Genomic DNA, 22,102 nt, shown 5'->3' with positions numbered 1-22,102 from the left:
GTATACCCACTTAAAAAGTAAACGGTTTTGGCGTGAAAGTACATTTTCTTGGCACTTCTTCAGGTAGCCCATCTAAGCAACGTAATATGTCGGCAGCGGCAGTAAGCTTTGAAAATACCAAAGCCTGGGTACTAATTGACTGCGCCGAAGCGACCCAGCATGCGCTGCTGCACAGTGAGTTAACCCTATATCATCTCGAAGCGATTTGTATTACCCACCTTCATGGGGATCATTGCTATGGATTACCCGGACTCATTTCATCCATGGCGTTAAACTCTCGCAAAGCGCCGCTAAAATTAATTGCGCCGAGGGCCGTTATTCAGTTTGTGCAAAGCTGTTTTACACTGACAGAGGTGAGGCTAAGTTTTGACTTAATCACCATCGCCCTTGAAGAAATAAACGATAAGCTACAGCTTGAATGTTGCGATATCGAAACCATAGCGCTACAACACAGAGTGCCCAGTGTTGGCTATAAGCTCACGGAAAAATGTATTCCTCGCAAGTTAAAAATAGATAAACTTCAGCAAGATGGCATTGCGTCTGGCGGCCACTACAACCTGTTGCAAAAGGGCCAAGATGTGGAATACCAAGGCCGACTTTTAACCTCGGATGACTACAGTTTTTATAGTTGGCAACCTCGAGTTGCAATAATTTGTGGTGATAACGAAAAGCCCGGCTTGCTATCGCAGATGATAAAAGGGGTCGATTTGCTTGTTCATGAAGCTACCTTTACCGCTGCAGATCTTCATAAAGTGGGCTTTCATACAGGGCATAGCGATGCTAAGCGCATCGCTCAATTTGCACAATTACATCAAGTGCCCATGCTCGCGCTCACTCATTTTAGCGTGCGCTATCATGGCGAGGGCATGCTGCAGCCTCTTATTGAAGAGGCCAAGTTGCACTTTAGCAATGCACTCATCATCGCAGAGGATGGTCTGATTGTAGACATTCCAAAGCAAAAGCAAGTTGAGTGCGCAACCGCTTAGCTCTGGGATTGCTCGCAAAACCAACGCCAATCGGCTACGACTTGCTCGCCGTAATGACTGGCCGATTTGACCAATTCATCGATGAGACTAGGCAAAATGGCTACGGCATCCTCTTGAAATTGTAAGGATCGTCTATCTGCTCGCATATGTGAAAGGGCAAGGGCTTCACCGCATGCTTCTGCATATTGGCTAAAGCCCGACTTAGTCGCTGCACGCTTACCAATGGTGATGTCTTCTGGGTCTATACCAACGCGAGCATGATGGCGCGAACGCACCAGCCAATGGCTGCCTTGCCACAGTGCATTATCTAAAATGAGATCGGTACGGCGCTGCATTTTTCTTTGACTGTTGACGGTTAAGTGTGCGGGATCTAAGCGATTTACTGGGCTTAAATTTGCAAAGTAAGCAAGAGGCGAAGCGAGTTGCTGTTGTTTTACCTCCACAATGTGACATAGCGGCAAAATATCTTTAGTGGGCTTTTGTACGTTTGGGCCAACCAACAAATAATATCTACTCAGATGCAATGAGCCTGTGCCTTGGTCGATACGCTCAACACAATCTAAAATTTCGTCATCAACATAGGGTGCGAAGTGATGAATAAGATTTTCTTTTAAATCGGGATCAAGTTGCTTAAACTTCAGTTTGTCTTCGCGAAAACGTAGCGGTTTAATGCTGAGGTCGATTTCCTTTGCGAGCGTGCTTTTTATCGTAAATGCGGCGCCACCCGCCATTCTTTGCAACCCTTTTTGCCATCGTTTATGCAATATATGGTTATTATCAAACTCGGTTAAGCCTGTGTTGCTATCGACCTTATGTTCCAGCGACAACTGACAGGCTTTTAGGTAGCTGTGTAAAAAATCCAATTGTGCTTGGGCAACCAGCTCTTTACTGACCAAAGGTTTACTTCGGTCTTTAATATCCTGTGCTTGCTCTTGAATACGCCCACCTTCTAGTTGGGTAAGCGGTAAACTCACTAAAAAGCGAAACAGGTCCCATACAGCGTGTCCGACGCAGGCATCATCGAAGTCATTAGGTTCAAAAATTAAGGTGTCGCCGTGGCTGCCTTCTTCACTATGAAAGCCAAAATTGCCCGTATGACAATCGCCCATTACGTAGGTGAGTGGCAGGCTGGTGGCCGCTTCAGGTAACTGCAGTTGTTGCTCCAGTAAGTCCTTATACATAAGCGCGGCACTACCACGGAAGAACCGAAATGGACTGAGTCTCATTTTGTCGAATTTACTGCACTCATTGCTTACGTGAATGCCTTCACGCTCATTAAAGTAAGATGCAAGATAGTCGTGACGATTCATGGATTAGTCCTCCCTTTGAACAATACCCAATTGAGATTTTGCCAGTTTTACAACGGCTTTATCGATAGGTGGGGGACTAATATCAACCCCCTTGCTTAACGCTTCGACAATGGTTTTCATCACTTGTACGCGGGCATACCATTTATGTTCCGCGAGGATCAAATGCCAATCCGCTAAATTTGTATCGGTTTTAGCAAACATATCATCAATTGCTTGCTCATAATCTTGTCGCTTTTGGCGGTTGCGAATATCTTCTTCCGTTAGTTTCCAGCGCTTATACGGATTATTTAAACGCTCTGTAAAGCGCTTGAGCTGTTCGTCTTCGCTAATGTGTAAAAATAGCTTAACAATGCGGACGTTATCATCTGTTAGCAGACGCTCAAATTCGTTGATTTCTTGATAGGCACGACGCCACTCGTGCTCACTAGCAAACGCTTCAACCCGTTCTACCAACACTCGGCCGTAATATGAACGGTCAAAAATAGTCATAGTACCCCGAGGAGGTAGCTTAGTTTGAAACCGATACAGGTAATGCCGGCCTTGTTCCTCAGGCGTTGGTTTTGCGATTGGGTAGACCTTAACGCCGCGCGGATCGAGCTTTTCTGTCATGCGGCGAATCGCGCCTCCTTTACCAGCCGCATCCCAGCCTTCAAACACTAAAATAGCGCGCTTCCCTTGATGAAAATAGGCTTGTTGCACATGTAATAGTTGGGTTTGCCAGTACTTTAACTCGCTTTTGTAGTGTTTTTTTGAATCAATAGCGGGGTGTGTCATGGGAGGCTTTACACTTAGCCCACGATTCAGCGCCTTTATTTCTGATACATAACTGGTCATGCTAACTCCTTTAATCGCCTTTGGTTAAGTTGGCCCTGTTGCCATCAAAGTGCTTTTCAACGCGAAAATATTACCGCACCAACTAACTTTTGAGCGTGTTAGAGTAACCTAGAGTAAACTCTACAGGGACTTTTTGACAATGATATGTCATACCATTTTGTCTTACACTTCCTTAATTTGAGGGAGCTAATCAGGCGCTAACGGCGTTAAAAATTTCTCATCATTTAGAACAGGTAAATAGCAAAATTTTTCCTTGATTGAATAACTGACTCCATCAGTATAAAATCTAGTCCAGATTATATCTCGCGCTCATTGATGAGTAGCAAATTGCATTGATGAGGAACAACCGGAATAAACAAGGAAGGATTGGCATGAAGCCTTTTGACAAGTGGCCTGCGCTTGTGCAAGACGCACAGCAAGGTACATTCGATGATTCACTTTTTCAGTCAGATTCAGACGTAAAAAATTCGGCACAACCAACCAGATTGCCGATGGCTAAAGTGCCCAACATCATTCTTAAAGCACTTAACCCCCATCACACTGACTATATTCGTATTGACCCAAAAGAAGCTCGTTACTGGCATGGTGGACTTTACTGCGGTATATAAATCAAAATCGCCATAGCTTACCTCATAAGCGCCCATTGAATAGCTGGTAAGGGTCACCTTATGAGCGGGTTTATTATCGCGGGCTATGGTCCAAGGCAAGTTATTAGGACCTCCACCATCACCCATCATAAAGCTGCCGCCTTCAACAAACACCATTTGGGCTTTAGTGCGCTCAATAAGTGCTTGCACTTGTTTGTCTTGCTCGCCAGTAAGCGCGCCTATTTGTTGGCCAAGTTCGTCACACCCGCTTATGACCAAGCATAGTAATGTCGCTAAAGGGGTTAATATCTGGTGATCAATCTTGTCCATAAGTGTGCTATCCACAAGGTCTTTGCATACACATTTATCATAACTTGTTTAGCTGTATTGAAACATAGCCAATGTGGCAGTAAGACCAATGTATAAATATTAAAATGACAATATAACGCTTGTGATTTATATTGCTTGGGCACTACAACCCTTGAAAGAATGAATGCTGTTCAAGATGTTGGCGGCTTTTGAATTTATAAGCAAGATTATGCCCAAAAAGAGTATGCTATGAAATCTGCAGTATTGGTAATTGATGTACAGAGTCTTTTATTCGACCCAGAGCCCAAACCGTATGCAAGTGAAGAGGTGTTAAGCCAAATTAACTTAGTGACAGATTGGGCTCGAAAGCAAGGCATGCCAGTTATCTATATTCAACATGAGCAAAACGGTACTGCGATTGAGTATGGTAGTGAAGGTTGGCAATTACAATCAGTACTTCAAGTTGACGCCAATGATCAGTTCGTGCGTAAAACCACCCCAGATTCATTTTTAAACACAAATCTGTCTAACATACTTGAAGAACATGGAGCTCAACATATTTATGTTTGTGGTTATGCTACAGAGTTTTGTGTTGATACAACGAGTCGGCGAGCCGCGGGTTTGGGTTATGCAGTTACAATAGTGGCGGATGCCCATACCACACATTGCAAAAAGCACATGTCAGGTGAACAAATAAGAATACATCATAATGCCACATTGCCAAGTATCTCCAGTTTTGGAGTGAAAATATCCGCGGTGTCTACTGCCAAAATTATTGCTTTAGGTGACTGATACAGTCTAATTTTGTTGAGGGATTACCATTTCCTGTCACTGTTTTCACTTACTCGTCCTAATAACCGGCTGTTAAGGGTTATACATGTTATTACACAAGTGTGAAGCAAACCGGAAACGGTCCTCCTATAAGTTTTAATCTAAGCCTTTGAACCAAAGGACTATTCAATCCACATCCATGCAATTAAAGGCGGGGTAGTCGCGTTTTTAAATGTGATATTAATTACGATATCGTCTTGTGTGTTCTCGTATTTCGCTGCAAATATCAGCATTGGATCCTGACCTCTTCGAAGAGACGCTAACAAGGTTTTGGATTTTAGGCGGCCAAGCTGCGGCGCGATTTCATGGTATGCCCTTAAAAATCCCTCCTCAGAAACCTTTTTGGCTAAGTCGGCGGTTATTACAGATAAATATGCTTGATAGTTTCCTCTCTCATGCGCTTTCAAAGCGCCGTCGACAACAGGCATGAGAAGGTTAAGCGCCTCTTCTTCCGTTGAACCAAACGTTCCAAAATAATTCATAACTATTATCCTTGTCTAATCCTACTGATTTTTCACCTACAGGTAATGAATATAAACGATAGTTTTAAGTGTCTCAAACACTGTAAAAGTCTAAGTACCTATTTCAATTGTGGGGTTAATACTTTTATACTAGGGTCTGTTGTTCTTTGCTGCTGCAAAAACAAACTTGGAAGATAAACAGGCCCTAACTTACGAGAAAGCAACGTTATTTAATAAGGAGATAGTAATGAATGCTTATAATATCGAGATATTGAAACAATCCATTGATGATAAAGCGCGCTTTGATGGTTGGGTATTTGGTTTGCCCCCCGGAATTAAAGCCAATCAATGGCCGCTTGACCCACATACCGGCTACCCGCTAAAACACAGCTTTACACTAAGATTGCCAGAGGGCTATCGCACTGATGAGAATGCATTTGCGGTTAGCTTTTTTGCAATCGCGGTTGATCACAATGATGGCGGGCCCGAATATATTGAAGGGTTAGAAGAGGCGTTATTTGCTGAGCAGTCGCCAGATGAACCGCTATTCAAACCCTTTTGGCAGGCGATGCAAACGGTTCATCCTAGCTGTAAGTTTGCAGCGGATACGCTAGATTGTTATTACGCAACGCTCCTGCTTAGTGAAGCTGAGTTTTACGGCGAGCTCTGTTCACCGCCAGCTATTATTGAACGACATTTTGAAGATGATGTTTGCGTCCCTGAATGGCTAGTCGAGGGTGGGGCGAGTTGCTTTTGGAAAATGAACTATTCCCAGTACCTCAGTTTGCCAGCTGAAGAGTACCAAATATATCGCGAGCTTGGTGGAATTCCCCCAGAAGCAGTGAGTTTTAACCGTGCAATTGCGCTTGTTGCCAACCCTAGTGATCCTAATGCGGGTAAGACGCCCAGCGAATATGAAGATACAGGTTATATTGACCCGTATGAAGGCGACCCTGAGTGGTTAGAGAGTGTTTCGCCAAACCATTTAGGCGGGACGAGTTTAAACGGTCAAGGGATCCCAGATTTTCTTACACCTTACTACATCGAATTCGAAGAGATCTTAGGTGGGCATAACTTTGGCGGAGGGATAGGTATGCTTGATTTGGTAACTCGCGAGTTTGATTGGAGTTGTGGCTAATATTAACTAATACCAATTTATCTTAATACTTGCTCAATTTGAAGGAGTAAATCTGACGCTAACGGCGTTAAAAATTTCTTATTTAGAACAACTAAATAGCAAAAGTTTTGCCTAGTTATCGACAAGATTTTCTCGCCTCAAAATAGCTCACTTAATTAAGCAAATTGGCATAAAAAAGCAGCCATAAAGGCTGCTTTACAATTTGGGCAGAGTGCTTAGGCAAGCACTGATTTTAAACGCGATTATCTTGCGTTAGTACTTTCAAAGATTTTGTCAGCAGAAGCTGCAACAAAACCAGTATAGATCTCGCCGTCAGGCTTGGCATAACGCAGAGCAAACTCATAGAAGCAGCTTGGAATGCTAAATTCACCGTCATTAAACTGCACGTTTTGGTGATCAGCAAGCGTTGAAGATTGTTCTAGTAACACTTCTGGAGAGCCTTTGATCTCGCCACCAGAGGTGTTTAGCTCAAAACCATTGTCTTTGAGTGCTTGATTTACAGCTTCAATTGTAGTGAAGTTCTTCAGGTAATTGATGCTTACCGTAAAGTGGTTAGCGCGGTAACCCCATGCAGACATCCATGCGGCATACTCGCTCTCAGCCAGTAGTTTTTTGTATGTCTCGTGAGAAACGCGCCAGTGGGTGCCAGAATACAGGAAGTTTTCAGCTGTTACTGCAGACTCGTCGATTTGCTCAACCATGTCTTTAACGATAGCTTGTAGTTCTTCTGAACATTTTTCAACGAGCAGCTCAGAGATAAACACCTTTGGTTTAGTTGGATCTTGGTGTTCATAGTGTTTAGCATATAGCTTTTTCGCTTCAAAGTGGTATTCGCCACACTCTGTATAACCCACAGCTTTAAAATGTGCAGCGAGCTTTTCTAGGCCTACTTTTTCAATATTAAAGGTACGCAATGCGATGTGGTCATTGATCACGTCGTCTTTTTGCGTTGAGCCGAGTAGTTCATGAACTTTAACTGCAGAAGGTGTTACTTCTAGGTAGTTGTCCCACAGGTGTTCAAATAGTGTATCTACGTTGTTGTGCATAATGGTTTCCTAATTTTTTGTCTTGGTGACAGCTTGTTAAACTTTATACCAATTGGTATCAGCACGACATTGAAATCTATAGTTTAAATGCGTTTATCAGTTCACCTTGAGTGACATCAAGCGCATTGGCTACCTCTACGGTCAGCTGAATTTTTTCTTCTGCTTCGCACAGATAAGCCTGATCGGTAAACGTGGCTTTAAACGCGTCTAATCGACCATTTGAAATAGCAAGATTAGGGAGCTTGTCAGGTAGTGAAGCGACTATTTCAACCTCACCTTTAAACGACTCTCTAACCGTTCTAATGTTGTCTAGTTTGGCTTCTACCGTTGGACCTGCGTCGAACAAGTCAACATAGCCACGGTGTTCAAACCCTTCTTTTTGTAATAAACGCAAAGCAGGCTTGGTTTTCTCGTGCACTTTACCTATCACAGCTTGTGCTTCTGGACTTAGTAGGTTTGCATAGATGGGATACTTGGGCATAAGTTCACAAATAAAAACTTTGTCCCCGAGACCGACCAAGTGATCTGCTTGCGGAAATTCAATGCTAAAAAAGTGTTCTTGCAGCCACTGCCAAAATGGCGAATGGCCATGTTCGTCACTTACACCACGCATTTCCGCAATAACGGTGTCGCTAAAGCGTTCTGCATGTTCTGCCATAAATAAGAAACGACTTCTTGAAAGAAAGCGACCAGCGAAGCCTTGACGATGACCTTCACGTAAAAATAGCGTGCAGATCTCAGAACTTCCAGTGTAGTCGTTACACATCGACAGAATATCGACGGTATTATAGACACCCAAAGTTCTTGAGTGATGTACTGTTTTACCAAGATGATAGTGATATAAAGGCACAGACATACCTACCGCGGCTTCAATCGCAGTGGTACCTATAATTTCGCCCGTTTGTGTGTCTTCAAGAACGAATAAATAGCCTTCGTCGTATGGTTTTGATACTGACTTTGCAAAGCTTTCAACCGAGCGGTTAATTTTATTAGACAACAATTCGTCATCTACTGGCAGTGAGGTAAACCCATGGCCAGATTCAACCGCAATGGTTTTTAGCGCGTCGAAGTCAGTTTTTTGTATTGGTCTTAATACTAACATGAGAAAGAGGAGACCGAGGTCCCCAGCTCCTTAGCCGTTTACTACTGCAGCAACCGCTTGTTCAAAGCGTGCTAGGCCTTCTTGGATCTCTTCATCAGTGATCACAAGGGAAGGCGTAAAACGAACTACGTTAGTACCAGCAACTAATGACATTAAACCGTGCTCTGCACTTGCTACTAGGAAGTCGCGTGCACGGCCTTCAAATTTATCATTGAGCACTGCACCAAGAAGAAGACCTTTACCGCGTACTTCAGAAAATACATTGTATTTGTCGTTAATAGCATTTAGGCCATCTCTGAATAGTTGTTCTTTGGCTTTTACGCCAGCTAACACCGATTCTGTATTTACTGTGTCAAATGCAGCTTCCGCTACTGCGCAGGCCAGTGGATTACCACCATAAGTTGAGCCATGGGTGCCGACTTTAAGGTGAGCTGCAATTTCAGTGGTGGTAAGCATAGCGCCAATTGGGAAACCGCCACCTAGTGCTTTTGCGCTAGTTAGGATATCAGGTGTTACCCCCAGTCCTTGATAAGCATATAGATCACCAGTTCGGCCAACACCCGTTTGTACTTCATCAAAAATAAGTAGCGCGTTGTGTTTATCACATAGTTCGCGCACAGCTTGGACAAACTCAGCATTTGGAGAAATGATCCCGCCTTCACCTTGAAGCGGTTCCATCATGACTGCGCAAGTATTGTCTGAGATTGTTTTTTCAAATGCAGCTAAATCGTTATAGTCGATATGAGTGATATCAGCAGGTTTTGGACCAAAGCCATCTGAATAGGCTGCTTGACCACCAACCGTTACCGTGAAGAAAGTACGACCATGAAAGCCTTTGTTGAATGCGATAATTTGCGTTTTTTCTGCACCAAATTTATCCAGTGCCCAACGACGCGCAAGTTTAAGTGCCGCCTCGTTTGCTTCGGCGCCTGAGTTTGCGAAATAGACTTTTTCTGCGAATGTTGCATCAGTTAACTTTTTGGCAAGGCGAAGCGCCGGCTCGTTGGTCATCACATTTGATAAGTGCCAAATCTTTTCGCCTTGCTCTTTAAGTGCTGAGACTAGTGCTGGATGACAATGGCCTAGACAGTTTACGGCGATACCGCCTGCAAAATCGATGAACTCTTTACCTGTCTGATCCCATACGCGAGAGCCTTGGCCTTTAACTGGAATAACGGCTGACGGGTTGTAGTTTGGAACCATGACTTCATCGAATAATTCGCGATTTGCTTGCATGACGCTTTCTCCTAAATTGTTATCATTGTGCGGTATTACTGTCGAGCAGAAGCTGATTACTTGTTGTTCTGCTCACTGCCAACTTGCTATTTCTTCATTATTACGCGCTTTTGTAATAATTTGCAGTGCAATAATTCACATATTTGCTATCATTTATGTCAAATTAACATGATTAAATTGCAAAATGATTAGTTCACAAGACGAAAAGCTCATTGCACTGTTGCGTAATAACGCACGAGAGAGCATCTCTGAGTTGGCACGTAAGTTAGACCTTTCCAGAACCACAGTACAAAATCGTATCGCAAAATTAGAGCAAAATGGCGTAATTAAAGGCTATCGCGTAGAGTTCGCGGAGCAGTATATGGACGATTTAGTATCTGCACACGTTTCTATTAAGGTAAAACAAAAACTCACTACAAAGGCGAATTTAGCATTGCAGCAGTTGCCAAATGTTTCTGCGCTTTATGCCATTAGTGGGGAATATGACTTGATTGCCATTGTTGAAGCACAGAGTTTGGAGCAGTTGAGCCATCTGCTAGATGAAATCGGTAATTTAGAGGGGATTGAGCGTACCAACTCGTCGGTTATCCTAGAAACCAAATTTAAGCGATAAATAACCTTACCTAGTCTGGATAAATACTGTGGGCGTTCATCACGAACCGCCAAGCACCCACTTTTAGCATAATAGGTTGCCTAGCGTGGAAGGTGCAGTATATAGCTCTCTTTTTTCGCTTAACTATTAACAGCAGCTACCCAACTTGCTCTGGTAACCAAATGCTGGTGCCGGTGGCTGCGATGTGATTCACATTGCCATTTAACACTTTGCTACCCACATTATTTGAGCTTTCAGGCCGGCTAACTAAATACCCCTGTACACAGCTAATTCCTAAGTTTTTAACTAGCTCAAATTGTTCGGTTTGTTCAACCCCCTCGGCAACAATCTTTAATTCTAACTGCTGTCCAAGTTCGCTGATGGAATTGAGGATCTTACGGTACTTGGGGTTGCTATTGGCTTGAGTGATAAACAGTTTATCGATTTTTATCACATCAATGGGTAAATCGGCGAGGGTGCTTAGTGAGCTAAAACCTGTTCCAAAGTCGTCAATCGCGACACTTATTCCTGCATCTCGGCATTGTTGCAATTGTGAAATCGTTTCATTGCTGGCCTTGATAAGAGTGGACTCTGTGATTTCCAACATCAAAGCAGTAGCTGGTAAACCGGTTTTTTCTAGGGCAGCATTTACCCATTCAAAGACTTTTCTGTGCTTTAATTGTATTCCAGAAACATTGACCGAGATTTTTACCTTTTTCATCCCTGCATTATGCCATGCACACATTTGCCTACACGACTCAAGTAGGATCCAATCACCAAGCTCTAAAATTAAATTTGACTCTTCTGCAATTGGAATAAATTCGGCCGGTGGAATCTGCCCTTCTATCGGGTGGTTCCAACGAATAAGCGCCTCAAAATAGTCGATAGCACAATCTTCAACATGCACTATCGGTTGGAATGACAGATAAAAGCTTTGCGCAGAGATAGCGAGTCGTAACTCTTCTAAGAGGTAGTGATAACGTCGCATTTTCGACCCCATTTCGGGGGAATAAACTTTAAAAATTCCACGACCATCCGTTTTTGCTCTATACATGGCAACATCAGCCATCTGCAGTAATGAGTTTGGTGTTGCTGCACTATCTGGGTATACCGCGATGCCGATACTTGCTCCAATTTTGACAAGCTTATTGCCAAGCAAGAAATCACGCTCTATATCACTAAGAATGGACTGCGCGATTTCTGTGCACAAACTTGGATTGTTTAATTTGGGAATAAATAGCGAAAATTCATCGCCGCCGAGTCTTGAAAGGTTTTGTTCAAGGCCATGAATAGGGTGGCAATCTTCTAAACCATATTGGCGAACCACTTTTGAGAGCCGAGCAGCAACTTGGATCAGAATTTCGTCGCCAAAACTGTGGCCAAAGGAATCGTTGACCTGCTTAAAGCCGTCCAAATCAATAAATAGCAGGCCACATTTTTGTTGCGCCAACTCAGCTTGCTTTAACTTTGCCTCAATATGGTCAATATATGCATGTCTATCTATAAGCTTTGTGAGCTTGTCTTGAAAAATTTGAGACTCTGAATGGCGTTTTACGCGTGCAAGATGGCTAGACAAGTCGTGGATCGCATGGCTGAGCTTGGCAAGAGAGGACTTATGGTGCAGTGGCGCACTATCAACCTCTAAACGCATCAATATTCCTCCAACGTCCTTATTCACCTCGCTTATATCTTCATCTTGATTACGGTAGCGGCGCTCTGATTTAAAAAGATACGCAACAATCGCGAGTAAAGTTGCAATTGAAATGAGAGTGATTGGAGAAGTAAATACGGCATACCAAACTGTACTTACATCCAGATATTTGGGTATTCCGAGTGTTGACTCTACCGCAACATAAGTGTGGTTTCCGCTTGCTGCAAAGTTCAAACCGTGCAGTAGTGGGGAATACCAAGGTGATATCATTGATACTGTAAGGTGCTCATTTACCGGGGTTGTAGCGATCAGCTCAAGCACGTGAGCCTTAAAAGACAGATGCAGCAATATGACAACAAATAATGTGCCCAAAAGTAGGGTACTTGTTAGTCTTATCGCGTTTGGCATGGATAGGCTTTCCTTAGTAATTCAGACTCTTGCATATTATGGAGTAATCGTACTTAGATAACACCATCATCGCAAAAAATGTAATCTGAAATTATAGTTACTAACCTAGTTTTTTACACACTTTAGCATTCAGTTGCAAACTTCATCGTGTGAAAGTACCAAATATTTCACTTTGCAGACTGCTTTATATGAGCGGGATCAATTATTAGTTAAATTCACTTTACATGATAACCATTCTTAACTAGCTTTCTTGTTGACTCTTAATGTGATTGGCTCAGTGATTGCAAGGAACTCATAGCAAACTGAAATCACTGCTTATCTGATTTAGATTGCGCCAAAGCGGTGCAAAATTGCACCAAATTTGTACTGTCATACAAACTCAATATTTGTTTGCTGTACTTAGGGTTGTTGATTTTTAAAGCGAACGGTGAGTTGTCATCTAGTTTCACTTAAATTTCAATATGCTCGACATAAATCGTACACAGTTACCAGTCGTTTGCAGTATTAGCGTACGTCGCTGTGAAATAAGGACTCACAAAAGGTAAACGGGGGTTATATGCTCACTAAACGGTTTTTCAAAACAAAAGACGAAGCAGAAATTACATTTTCATTTTCACACCCAGAAGCGAAAACGGTGGAACTTGCTGGTGATTTTAATGATTGGCAACCCGAGCCGATGAAATTCATCAAAAAAGACAGTGCGTTCAAGCTCAAACACCGTTTACCAACCGACAAAGATTACCACTTCAGATATTTGATTGATGGTGAAGTCTGGGACAATGATCATCAAGCAGATGATTATGTGCCCAACGGCTTTGGAGAAGACAACAGTGTTGTGTCCACAGCGAGAGCGTAACATTATAAATGGACAACATTGCTCAGCTTCTTTATCTCTATGGTATTGGTTATGAGTACCATAAATACACGGGTGATCATGTGGTATTTGATCACCAAACTCGTCTACAGGCATTGCAGGAGTGCGGTGTTGATGTCAGCAATCTAGATGAAATAAATACACTCAATTTTGAGCTGGATATTGCTAAGTGGTTAACGCCAGTTGAAGCCATTTCTTTGGTTTGCAAAGAGATGCCAACTATTACGATAAGAGTGGATGCCGGCCTGCAAATTAACGAATTAACTGTGTCGATCCCCGCATTGGGTTATTGCTGTGTTTGCGATCCAAACAAGCAAGTAGTGATTGGGGATTACCGCTATCAAGATACACGCTATGTTCAACTTGAAGTGCCAATAAACGCGATTGAAGTCGGTTATCATAGCGCTGAGGTAATGTTAAATGGTGCGCGGTTCGAGACAGAACTTTGGGTGACGCCTAGACAGTGTTATGACCCGATTGAACAACATAAGAAGCTCCTTGGATTGTCTATTCAGCTATATTCGTTAAAGCCTGCTGGCAACAAGCTAAGTGCGGATTTTTATGAGCTAAAGCAATTAGTTGAGGCTAGCGCAGCTGAAGGGGTTGACTACATTTTGTTAAACCCACTGCATTTGCTGTTTGTTGATGAACCAGAAAAAGCGAGCCCGTACAGCCCAAATGACCGCCGCCTACTGCACCCTTTTTACATTTCTATAGAGCTTTTGTGTGAACAATTTGGCTTAGATGTGAGTGTATTCGCCAGCTATTTAAACGTCTCAAAGAGTAACTTGAACGCGACATATCTTGATATGACTCACTGTATGGAAACTAAGCTTAACGCGTTACGTTTTGCGTGGCAGTTATTGTGTGAACAAACTGGAACGTGGTGTGCAGACTTTAATCGATTTTGCCAGGCTAAGCAGCAAGAGCTTAAGGCATTTGAGGACGATGACTTCGCTAAATTTTTACAATGGCTTGCGTTTGAACAATTAACGCAATGCCAGTCTTCGGCACTGAATGCTGGTATGGCTGTAGGTTTAATCAATGATTTAGCCGTTGGTTGTGCTGACGGCTCAAGTGAATACAACAGCAATAAAAATTTGTATGCCGAACATGCTCGCGTGGGCGCGCCTCCAGACCCTTGGGCAGAGCTCGGTCAAAACTGGGGGTTACCAGCGTTAAACCCCGTTAAGTTAAAAGCGCAGCGCTTTGCATTTTTTAAACAGCTGATCCAAGCGAACATCACCGGTGTTGGGGCATTAAGAATTGACCATGTGATGGGCCTAAGAAGGTTGTGGTGGTGCTTTTATCAAGATCAGCAGCAAACAGGTTGCTATGTATATTATCCATTTGAGTACCTTTTAGCGATCCTCAAAATTGAGTCTGTCAAACATCAAGTGATGATCATTGGTGAAGATTTAGGGGTTGTTCCAATCGAAATCAAAGAAGCAATGTCTGAGTCTCATATATACAGCAATATTCTTTTTTACTTCGAGAAGGATTATCACGGTCAGTTTTTAGCACCTACGCACTATAAGCACAATGCGTTACTCATGGTTGCTAACCATGACGTCCCGCCATTTTTTGGCTGGTGGAGCCATGATGACCTTAGGTTGAAACGCGAATATCAGTTATTGAGCGAACCCCAACTAACAAAAGCGGATGAAGAGCGAACATCCGAGCGAGAGAAGCTTTGTCATTGGCTTAGTCGCTATGGTGAGGTAAGTGTCAGCCTTGCGAGCGAAGCCCGTGATGTGTATCAGTCGCTTATCAATGTGCTCGCCAAGTCGCCTGCAAAAATGCTGACAATTCAGTTTGATGACCTCGACGAACAGAAGTTACCAGTGAACATTCCTGGTACTGACCAAGAGTATCCAAACTGGAGAAGGCGACTTAATCAGACATCAGCGGAAATTATTGCAAGTTCTCGGCCGCTGATCCGAGATGCGGTAACCAGCAGGAAAGAATAGATGAATACAAGAGCAAAAATAGAAGACGCCCAAGTAGATGACTACATCAGTCAATTAGCCGCTTTGGAAGCCGGTAAGTGTCGCGACCCATTTGCCTTTTTAGGGCTACACCAGCTAGATGCGAAGCGCTCAGTCGTGCGCTGTTTTATTCCTGGTGCGACAGAAGTTAAGGTGCTTACCAACAATAGCAGTTATGCGCTTGAACGGTTTCGCAAAAGTGCGCTATTCACATTAGATTTTAAAGCGGATGACATCAGCAAAGATTACCTGCTTGAAGTGCACTACCCAGAGCAAACTGTCACTGGGAGGGATGTATATAGTTTTGAAAGTTGCTTGGCTGATGATGCTTTGTACTTATTCAATGAAGGAACACAAGCCCAAGCTTATTTGCATTTAGGATCACATCAAGTAGAAATAGAGGGTGTAATTGGGTTTCGATTTGGTGTTTGGGCGCCAAATGCGTTGTCTGTTTCTGTGATAGGTGAGTTTAATCATTGGCAGGCCGTGCAGCATCCAATGCGATTACATCCAGCCAGTGGTGTATGGGAGCTTTTTATTCCGGCACTGGAGGTTGACTGCTGCTATAAATTTGCAATCACCACATTTGAGGGGGAGCGCATAGAAAAGGCTGACCCTTTTGCATTTAAAATGGAACAAGCACCGGGTACGGCGAGTATAACTCAGGCTCGACCTGCGGCTTTCACATTGAGCCAAGCTGATCATGATAAAAAGGCGCTGCGTAATAAAATCAATGCACCCATTAGTATTTATGAAGTGCATTTGGGCTCTTGGAAGCGCCGAGAGAAAGACGGTAATCGCTATCTTACGTATCGAGAATTAGCGGATGACCTTATCCCTTATGTAAAGGCACTAGGATTTACCCATTTGCAACTGATGCCTATCAGTGAATATCCTTTTGATGGCTCCTGGGGTTATCAACCAGTGGGGTTATTCTCGCCAACCAGTCGCTTTGGTGGCGTGGAGGATTTTGCTTACTTCGTTGAGTGCTGTCATCGTGAAGAGCTCGGATTACTTATCGACTGGGTACCGGGACATTTCCCATCAGATCCCCATGGTTTACATAAATTTGATGGTACGCATTTATTTGAACATGCTGATAAGCGGCAAGGATTTCACCCAGATTGGAATACCTATATTTTTAACTACGACCGCGCTGAAGTAAAAAGCTTTTTGCTGTCGAATGCGATGTATTGGATAAAAGAATACGCCATCGATGGTTTACGAGTTGATGCCGTGGCATCGATGCTTTACCTGGATTACAGCCGAAAACATGGGGAATGGGTGCCAAATCAATACGGCGGCCGTGAAAACCTAGGTGCAATTGAGTGCCTCAAATCAGTCAATACCAAATGCTATGGCGTTGATGAAGGTATTATGATGGTCGCTGAAGAATCCACAGCTTGGCCCGGTGTTACTCGCAGTGTTGAACACGATGGTTTGGGTTTTGGTTATAAGTGGAATATGGGGTGGATGAATGACACGCTAAACTATATGTCCAAAGACCCAATTCATCGCAAGTACCATCACCATGAAATGACCTTTTCGATGGTGTATGCCTATTCTGAAAATTACATCTTGCCATTAAGTCACGATGAAGTGGTACATGGCAAAGGTGCGCTACTGAGCAAAATGCCAGGAGACGATTGGCAGCAATTCGCTAATTTACGTGCCTACTATGGCTTTATGTTTGCCCACCCAGGTAAAAAGTTGCTGTTCATGGGCGCTGAACTTGCCCCCCGAGAGGAGTGGGATCATAACCAACAACTCAACTGGAAGTTGCTTGAAAGTGAAGCACATCAAGGCGTCTACAAGTGTGTCAAAGCGCTCAATACGACCTATAAATCAACGCCGCAATTATTTGAGTGTGATAGCAAATCAACAGGATTTAATTGGATTGATGGGGGGAACGCTGAGCAAAGCATATTTAGTTTTGTACGCTACGGACAAGATGGTGTTACACCGCTGGTGGTGATCGCAAACTTTACGCCACAAACTCATTTTCAATTCCGCTTAGGCGTGCCGTCAGCGGGTGTGTATCAAGTTATCTTAAACACGGATGACAAAGCGTTTTGGGGGAGCGGCGTTGGAGTCGTTGCACATAAACAACAACTCATTGAATCGAAAAGCATAGCAAGCCATGGCCTTGAGCAAAGTATCGATATAACTGTTCCGCCTCTGGCAACCGTGTATTTGCAGCTGATATCTGGTGGCACATGCTAACCAGTTATCGCGGCGATCATCAATTATTGGGTGCAACAGCCAGTAATAAAGGCGTTAACTTTTGTGTTTATGCACCGAAAGCAAAACGCGTAACCCTGTGTCTGTTTGACAAAAGCGGCCATAGCGAAGTGAATCGGATAGGGATGTTCAGGCATGAAGGCGGAAATTGGTCACTGTTTATCGAGGGAGCACAAGTCGGAGACTTATATGGCTATCGTGTAGACGGAGAGTATTGCGCGGAAAAAGGCCTGCTTTTCAATGCCAATAAGTTACTCTTAGACCCATATTGCCGCGACTTTTTTGGTGAGTTTACTTGGAGTGAACGGCATTTTTGCCATTTGCCAGTGGGCCATTTAAACCCATCTGATAACGCCTGTGATATGCCAAAGAGTAAAGTGACGGCGATTGAGAAGTATCAAGGGAAGCGACCCAAGACTCCGTGGAGTAAAACGGTGATCTATGAATGTCATGTTAAAGGGGCAACTGTTAGGCACCCAGATATTCCAACTAAACACCAAGGAAAATACTTAGGGATTGCAGAACAAACTTTTATCGATCACCTCAAGCATATTGGTGTTACTGCGATTGAGCTGCTACCTGTGCATGCGTTTATCAACGAGCAATTTCTTACGACCAAAGGACTAAAAAATTATTGGGGATATAACAGCCTCAACTTTTTTACGCCACACAAAAGTTATCTCGTTAACGACGACATCAACGAATTTAAGGTAATGGTAGAGCGACTCCATCAAGCCGGCATTGAGGTTATTTTGGATGTGGTGTTTAACCATACTGCGGAAGGTGGTTTGGATGGCCCGACAATAAGCTTTAAAGGGTTTGATAACCTGACTTATTACAGTACCTTGCCGAGTAAGCCCAATGTCTACATTAATGACACGGGCTGTGGAAACACAATGAATATCTCGAATCCAGTGGTATTAAGACTTGTCTTGGACAGCTTGCGCTATTGGGTGGAATACATGGGGGTGGATGGTTTTCGCTTTGATTTGGCGACGATCCTTGCTCGTCAAGCCTCGGGATTTTCAAATCAACATGCATTTTTGCAAGCGATCCATCAAGACCCAGTACTTAGCAAAGTAAAACTGATTGCCGAGCCTTGGGATATTGGTCCTGGTGGGTATCAACTTGGGCAATTTCCTTCTCCTTGGCGTGAGTGGAATGATAAATATCGAGATACCGTTAGGCGCTTTTGGCGTGGCGATGAGGGAGTATTGCCAGAGCTTGCGATGCGTATTCATGGCTCCAGTGATCTGTTTGAACATAACTTACGGGGCCCTTTGAACTCCATAAACTTTCTTACCAGTCATGACGGCTTCTCATTGTTTGATTGGACGGCTTACGAGCATAAACACAATGAAGCAAACGGCGAGGCAAATAGAGACGGCCACAGTGAAAACTTTTCATTTAATTGTGGGGTAGAAGGATTCAGTGCCGATCCTCAAATCAATGAATTGCGTCTCAGTATGCAGAAAAATGCATTACTCACTTTGTTTTTATCCAAAGGGATCCCGATGATTTGTGCGGGAACCGAAATGGCACATACGCAAAGTGGCAACAATAATGCTTACTGCCAAGACAACTGCACTAGCTGGCTGGCATGGAAAAACCACCAGCAACACCATACTTTAACTTTTTTTATCCAAGATTTACTTGCCCTTCGAAGGCAATTTGCCGCGTTTTCTCACTCATTTTATGTCCATGACAGTGACAGTCGTTTTGCGGTGAATTGGTTTAATGAACAAGCAAAGCCGTTATCGCCTGAACAATGGCGAGAGCCGAGCCGCAAATGGTTGAGTTACACCATTACTGATCAGCAGTTAGGGCAAAGCTTATTGATAATATTGAACGCCAGTGAAAGTGCATTGCAAATAAAGCTGCCATTTAGTGCATTTTCATCTCATTGGCAGCAAGCAATCACCACCGCGGTTGAGCCGCAAAGACCAGAGTTAGATTCTTATTTACAGGTTCCAGCTAAGTCAGCATGGATATTTACATCAATCAAAGGGGATGAAAAGCATGGCTAATAAAAGTGCGCCAGTATGCGTGGTAAAACATTGGCAGGATGCACCAAAGATAGATGAAAACACCTTGAGTGATGATTTGACTCGTCACTTTTACTACACCTTAGGTCGAGACAAAGTAGGAGAGTCGCGACTGTATTTGTACCATGCATTAGCCTTGACCATTCGTGACCGATTAGTCGCCCGTTGCCGAGCAACCAAAGAGCACATAAAGAGTAAAAAGACGCGTAAAGCAGCTTATCTCTCGCTGGAATTTTTAATGGGTAGAGCACTGTCTAATGCGGTGTTAAATCTAGACTTAGAAGAACAAGTTCAAGCGGCATTACAAGAATACTGTACTGAGCTTGAAGAGGTCGCGCAGGCTGAACATGATGCAGGTCTTGGTAATGGTGGTTTAGGCCGCCTTGCAGCTTGTTTTTTGGATAGCTGTGCTTCATTAGCCCTTCCTGTTGTTGGTTACGGTTTACGTTACGAATTTGGGATGTTTAACCAAACCTGTGAACAGGGTCACCAAGTAGAGCAGCCTGATAACTGGCTCCGTGAAGGCCATCCATGGGAGCTTGCCGCACCAGAACAAGCCCGCAGAGTTAAGTTTTTTGGTCATGTTGAAGTACATACCGACAAAAATGGTAGGCAGCATCATGAATGGCTTGATACGCAAGATATTCTCGCGGTGCCTTACGACGTTCCTGTGCCTGGATATCGTAATGAGGTGGTAAACACATTAAGACTATGGAAATCAGAGGCGACCGATGAGTTTGACCTCAACGAATTTAACGCCGGTAGTTATTCAGAAGCGGTGGCGAAAAAGAATCTCGCTGAGCAGATAACGATGGTGCTATACCCCAATGATGCCAGTGAAAATGGCAAAGAACTGAGATTAAGGCAGCAGTACTTTTTATCCAGCGCGAGCTTGCAAGACGTGATTGCAACTTGGGTTGAGCAATATGGCGATGATTTCAGTGATTTTGCGGATTATCACGTATTCCAACTCAATGATACCCATCCCAGTATTGCCGTAGCAGAGTTAATGCGCATTCTATTAGATGATTACGAGCTGGAATGGGATGCCGCATGGAAGATAACGACATCAACCATGGCATATACCAATCATACTTTATTGCCTGAAGCATTAGAGCGCTGGTCTGTGAGTTTATTTGAGCGCTTGTTACCAAGGTTGCTAGAAATTATCTATGAGATCAATGCCCGCTTTTTGTCGGAAGTTGCACTTAAATGGCCCGGCGATATCGAAAAGCAGCGCGCGCTGTCACTCATTGAGGAGTCCAGTCATCCTCAAATTCGCATGGCGTACCTTGCGATTGTAGGTAGTTATTCTGTCAATGGTGTTGCTGCACTTCATACCGAGTTATTAAAAGCTGGCTTGTTTAACGATTTCTATCAACTGTGCCCAGAGAAGTTTAATAATAAAACCAACGGTGTGACGCCAAGGCGTTGGTTATCGCATTGTAATCCAGAACTGGCGCAATTGATTAGCGGAAAAATTGGCGACGGATGGCAAGCTGATTTTTCTAAAATTAGTGAACTACGTCGTTTTTATGATAATCACGCCTTCCAAAAGCAGTGGCTAACAGTCAAACAAAACAACAAACAACGTCTTGCTGAGCTAATTGCTCATGAATGTCAGGTAGAGTTTGACCCAACTATGATGTTTGATGTTCAAGTCAAGCGAATTCATGAATACAAACGTCAGTTACTTAACGTATTGCACGTTATCCATCTTTACGATCGGATCTGTCGTGGCGATGTGGCAGAGCTTGTTCCTCGTTGTGTACTGTTTGGAGGTAAGGCTGCACCCGGTTATTACATGGCGAAGAAGATCATTAAATTAATCAATAATGTTGCCAATGTTATCAACAATGACCCCACGGCGAGGCCCTATCTTCGAGTGGCTTTCATGCCCAATTACAATGTCTCAAAAATGGAAGTGATTTGTCCTGCAACAGACTTATCAGAGCAGATATCAACTGCTGGAAAAGAAGCCTCTGGCACAGGCAATATGAAGTTTATGATGAACGGCGCGATCACCATAGGTACCTTAGATGGTGCAAATATTGAAATACGAGAATGCGTTGGTGCAGACAATTTTTACTTATTTGGTGTAACTGCTGAACAAGCACAGCAAGTGCGTCAAAATTATCAGCCCCTTAAGATAATAGAAAGCAACAATGACCTTAAACGTGTTATGGCTTTGCTCGAAAGTGGGCACTTTAACCTATTTGAGCCTAATATCTTTGATGACGTAATCAACTCAATTAAGAGTAGTACCGATCCTTGGTTAGTGGCACAAGATTTTCCTTCCTATGTTGAGAGCCAGGAGCATGCGGCTCAAGCATATAAAGACAAGGAACATTGGCTGCGCATGAGTATTCTCAATACCGCAGCAAGTGGAAAATTTTCTAGCGATAGAACAATTCAAGATTACAGCGATGATATTTGGCGCTTGAGCCCAATGCAGTAGTCACC

Annotated in this window: 17 protein-coding genes; 9 read left to right on the top strand and 8 right to left on the bottom strand. The window is 43.4% G+C overall.

Going from position 1 to position 22,102, the window contains the following annotated elements; genetic code table 11:
- Positions 1-32 precede the first annotated feature (32 nt).
- Positions 33-986: a ribonuclease Z gene (locus tag L1271_RS06170; RefSeq protein WP_235367355.1), complete on the top strand. Its 954-nt coding sequence runs from the start codon at positions 33-35 to the stop codon at positions 984-986.
- On the opposite strand, the gene L1271_RS06165 is transcribed toward L1271_RS06170, so the two are convergent.
- From L1271_RS06165 to L1271_RS06155, 3 genes are all read right to left on the bottom strand, one after another.
- The gene (locus L1271_RS06165; protein ID WP_235367354.1) at positions 983-2,296 is read right to left on the bottom strand and encodes a DUF2252 family protein; all 1,314 of its coding nucleotides are present in this window, start codon (positions 2,294-2,296) and stop codon (positions 983-985) included. The genes L1271_RS06170 and L1271_RS06165 overlap by 4 nt on opposite strands.
- Positions 2,297-2,299: 3 nt before the next feature.
- On the bottom strand, positions 2,300-3,130 hold the full coding sequence (locus L1271_RS06160) for a polyphosphate kinase 2 family protein (RefSeq protein WP_174169242.1): 831 nt from the start codon (positions 3,128-3,130) through the stop codon (positions 2,300-2,302).
- Between the two features lie 452 nt (positions 3,131-3,582).
- Entirely contained in the window at positions 3,583-4,047 is a 465-nt protein-coding gene (locus tag L1271_RS06155; RefSeq protein ID WP_235367353.1) for an SUMF1/EgtB/PvdO family nonheme iron enzyme, read from the bottom strand.
- 228 nt (positions 4,048-4,275) lie between these two features.
- Between L1271_RS06155 and L1271_RS06150 the strand changes: the two genes are divergently transcribed.
- Positions 4,276-4,818: a cysteine hydrolase family protein gene (locus L1271_RS06150; protein WP_235367352.1), complete on the top strand. Its 543-nt coding sequence runs from the start codon at positions 4,276-4,278 to the stop codon at positions 4,816-4,818.
- A 161-nt stretch (positions 4,819-4,979) separates the two neighbouring features.
- Here the strand turns inward: L1271_RS06150 and L1271_RS06145 are convergent, their stop codons facing one another.
- Positions 4,980-5,339, bottom strand: a complete 360-nt coding sequence (locus tag L1271_RS06145) for a hypothetical protein (RefSeq protein WP_235367351.1) — start codon at positions 5,337-5,339, stop codon at positions 4,980-4,982.
- 226 nt (positions 5,340-5,565) lie between these two features.
- On the opposite strand from L1271_RS06145, the gene L1271_RS06140 reads away from it, so the two are divergent.
- Positions 5,566-6,456 (top strand): hypothetical protein, encoded by an 891-nt coding sequence (locus L1271_RS06140; RefSeq protein WP_235367350.1) that lies wholly within the window; start codon positions 5,566-5,568, stop codon positions 6,454-6,456.
- Between the two features lie 242 nt (positions 6,457-6,698).
- On the opposite strand, the gene L1271_RS06135 is transcribed toward L1271_RS06140, so the two are convergent.
- From L1271_RS06135 to L1271_RS06125, 3 genes are all read right to left on the bottom strand, one after another.
- Complete coding sequence (locus L1271_RS06135) at positions 6,699-7,502, bottom strand: DUF1338 domain-containing protein (protein ID WP_010373001.1); 804 nt, start codon at positions 7,500-7,502, stop codon at positions 6,699-6,701.
- A 76-nt stretch (positions 7,503-7,578) separates the two neighbouring features.
- Positions 7,579-8,604 (bottom strand): arginine N-succinyltransferase, encoded by a 1,026-nt coding sequence (gene astA / locus L1271_RS06130; RefSeq protein WP_010605388.1) that lies wholly within the window; start codon positions 8,602-8,604, stop codon positions 7,579-7,581.
- A 30-nt stretch (positions 8,605-8,634) separates the two neighbouring features.
- Positions 8,635-9,840 (bottom strand): aspartate aminotransferase family protein, encoded by a 1,206-nt coding sequence (locus L1271_RS06125; RefSeq protein WP_039495146.1) that lies wholly within the window; start codon positions 9,838-9,840, stop codon positions 8,635-8,637.
- A gap of 184 nt (positions 9,841-10,024) precedes the next feature.
- Here L1271_RS06125 and L1271_RS06120 point away from each other — a divergent pair, with 184 nt between their 5' ends.
- The gene (locus tag L1271_RS06120) at positions 10,025-10,453 is read left to right on the top strand and encodes an Lrp/AsnC family transcriptional regulator (RefSeq protein WP_010372995.1); all 429 of its coding nucleotides are present in this window, start codon (positions 10,025-10,027) and stop codon (positions 10,451-10,453) included.
- A gap of 136 nt (positions 10,454-10,589) precedes the next feature.
- Here the strand turns inward: L1271_RS06120 and L1271_RS06115 are convergent, their stop codons facing one another.
- Positions 10,590-12,491, bottom strand: a complete 1,902-nt coding sequence (locus L1271_RS06115) for a putative bifunctional diguanylate cyclase/phosphodiesterase (protein WP_235367349.1) — start codon at positions 12,489-12,491, stop codon at positions 10,590-10,592.
- A 556-nt stretch (positions 12,492-13,047) separates the two neighbouring features.
- Between L1271_RS06115 and L1271_RS06110 the strand changes: the two genes are divergently transcribed.
- The 5 genes from L1271_RS06110 to L1271_RS06090 are packed head-to-tail and all read left to right on the top strand — an operon-like array spanning position 13,048 to position 22,097.
- Positions 13,048-13,347, top strand: coding sequence for an isoamylase early set domain-containing protein (locus L1271_RS06110; protein ID WP_010372991.1), 300 nt, complete (start codon positions 13,048-13,050; stop codon positions 13,345-13,347).
- 8 nt (positions 13,348-13,355) lie between these two features.
- Entirely contained in the window at positions 13,356-15,335 is a 1,980-nt protein-coding gene (gene malQ / locus L1271_RS06105; protein WP_235367348.1) for a 4-alpha-glucanotransferase, read from the top strand.
- Complete coding sequence (gene glgB, locus L1271_RS06100) at positions 15,336-17,576, top strand: 1,4-alpha-glucan branching protein GlgB (RefSeq protein ID WP_235367347.1); 2,241 nt, start codon at positions 15,336-15,338, stop codon at positions 17,574-17,576. It abuts the gene before it with no gap.
- On the top strand, positions 17,570-19,621 hold the full coding sequence (glgX, locus tag L1271_RS06095) for a glycogen debranching protein GlgX (protein WP_235367346.1): 2,052 nt from the start codon (positions 17,570-17,572) through the stop codon (positions 19,619-19,621). Before glgB ends, glgX begins: the two co-directional genes overlap by 7 nt.
- Positions 19,614-22,097 carry a glycogen/starch/alpha-glucan phosphorylase gene (locus L1271_RS06090; RefSeq protein ID WP_102058041.1) on the top strand — a complete coding sequence of 828 codons (2,484 nt, stop codon included), beginning with the start codon at positions 19,614-19,616 and terminating at the stop codon, positions 22,095-22,097. The genes glgX and L1271_RS06090 overlap by 8 nt, the downstream gene beginning before the upstream one ends.
- The last annotated feature ends 5 nt before the right edge of the window (positions 22,098-22,102 follow it).

This window comes from Pseudoalteromonas sp. OF5H-5, from assembly GCF_021530695.1.
Classification (GTDB): domain Bacteria; phylum Pseudomonadota; class Gammaproteobacteria; order Enterobacterales; family Alteromonadaceae; genus Pseudoalteromonas.
The sequence above is the reverse complement of the archived record's forward strand: the minus strand, read 5'-3'. Positions and strand labels throughout refer to the sequence as shown.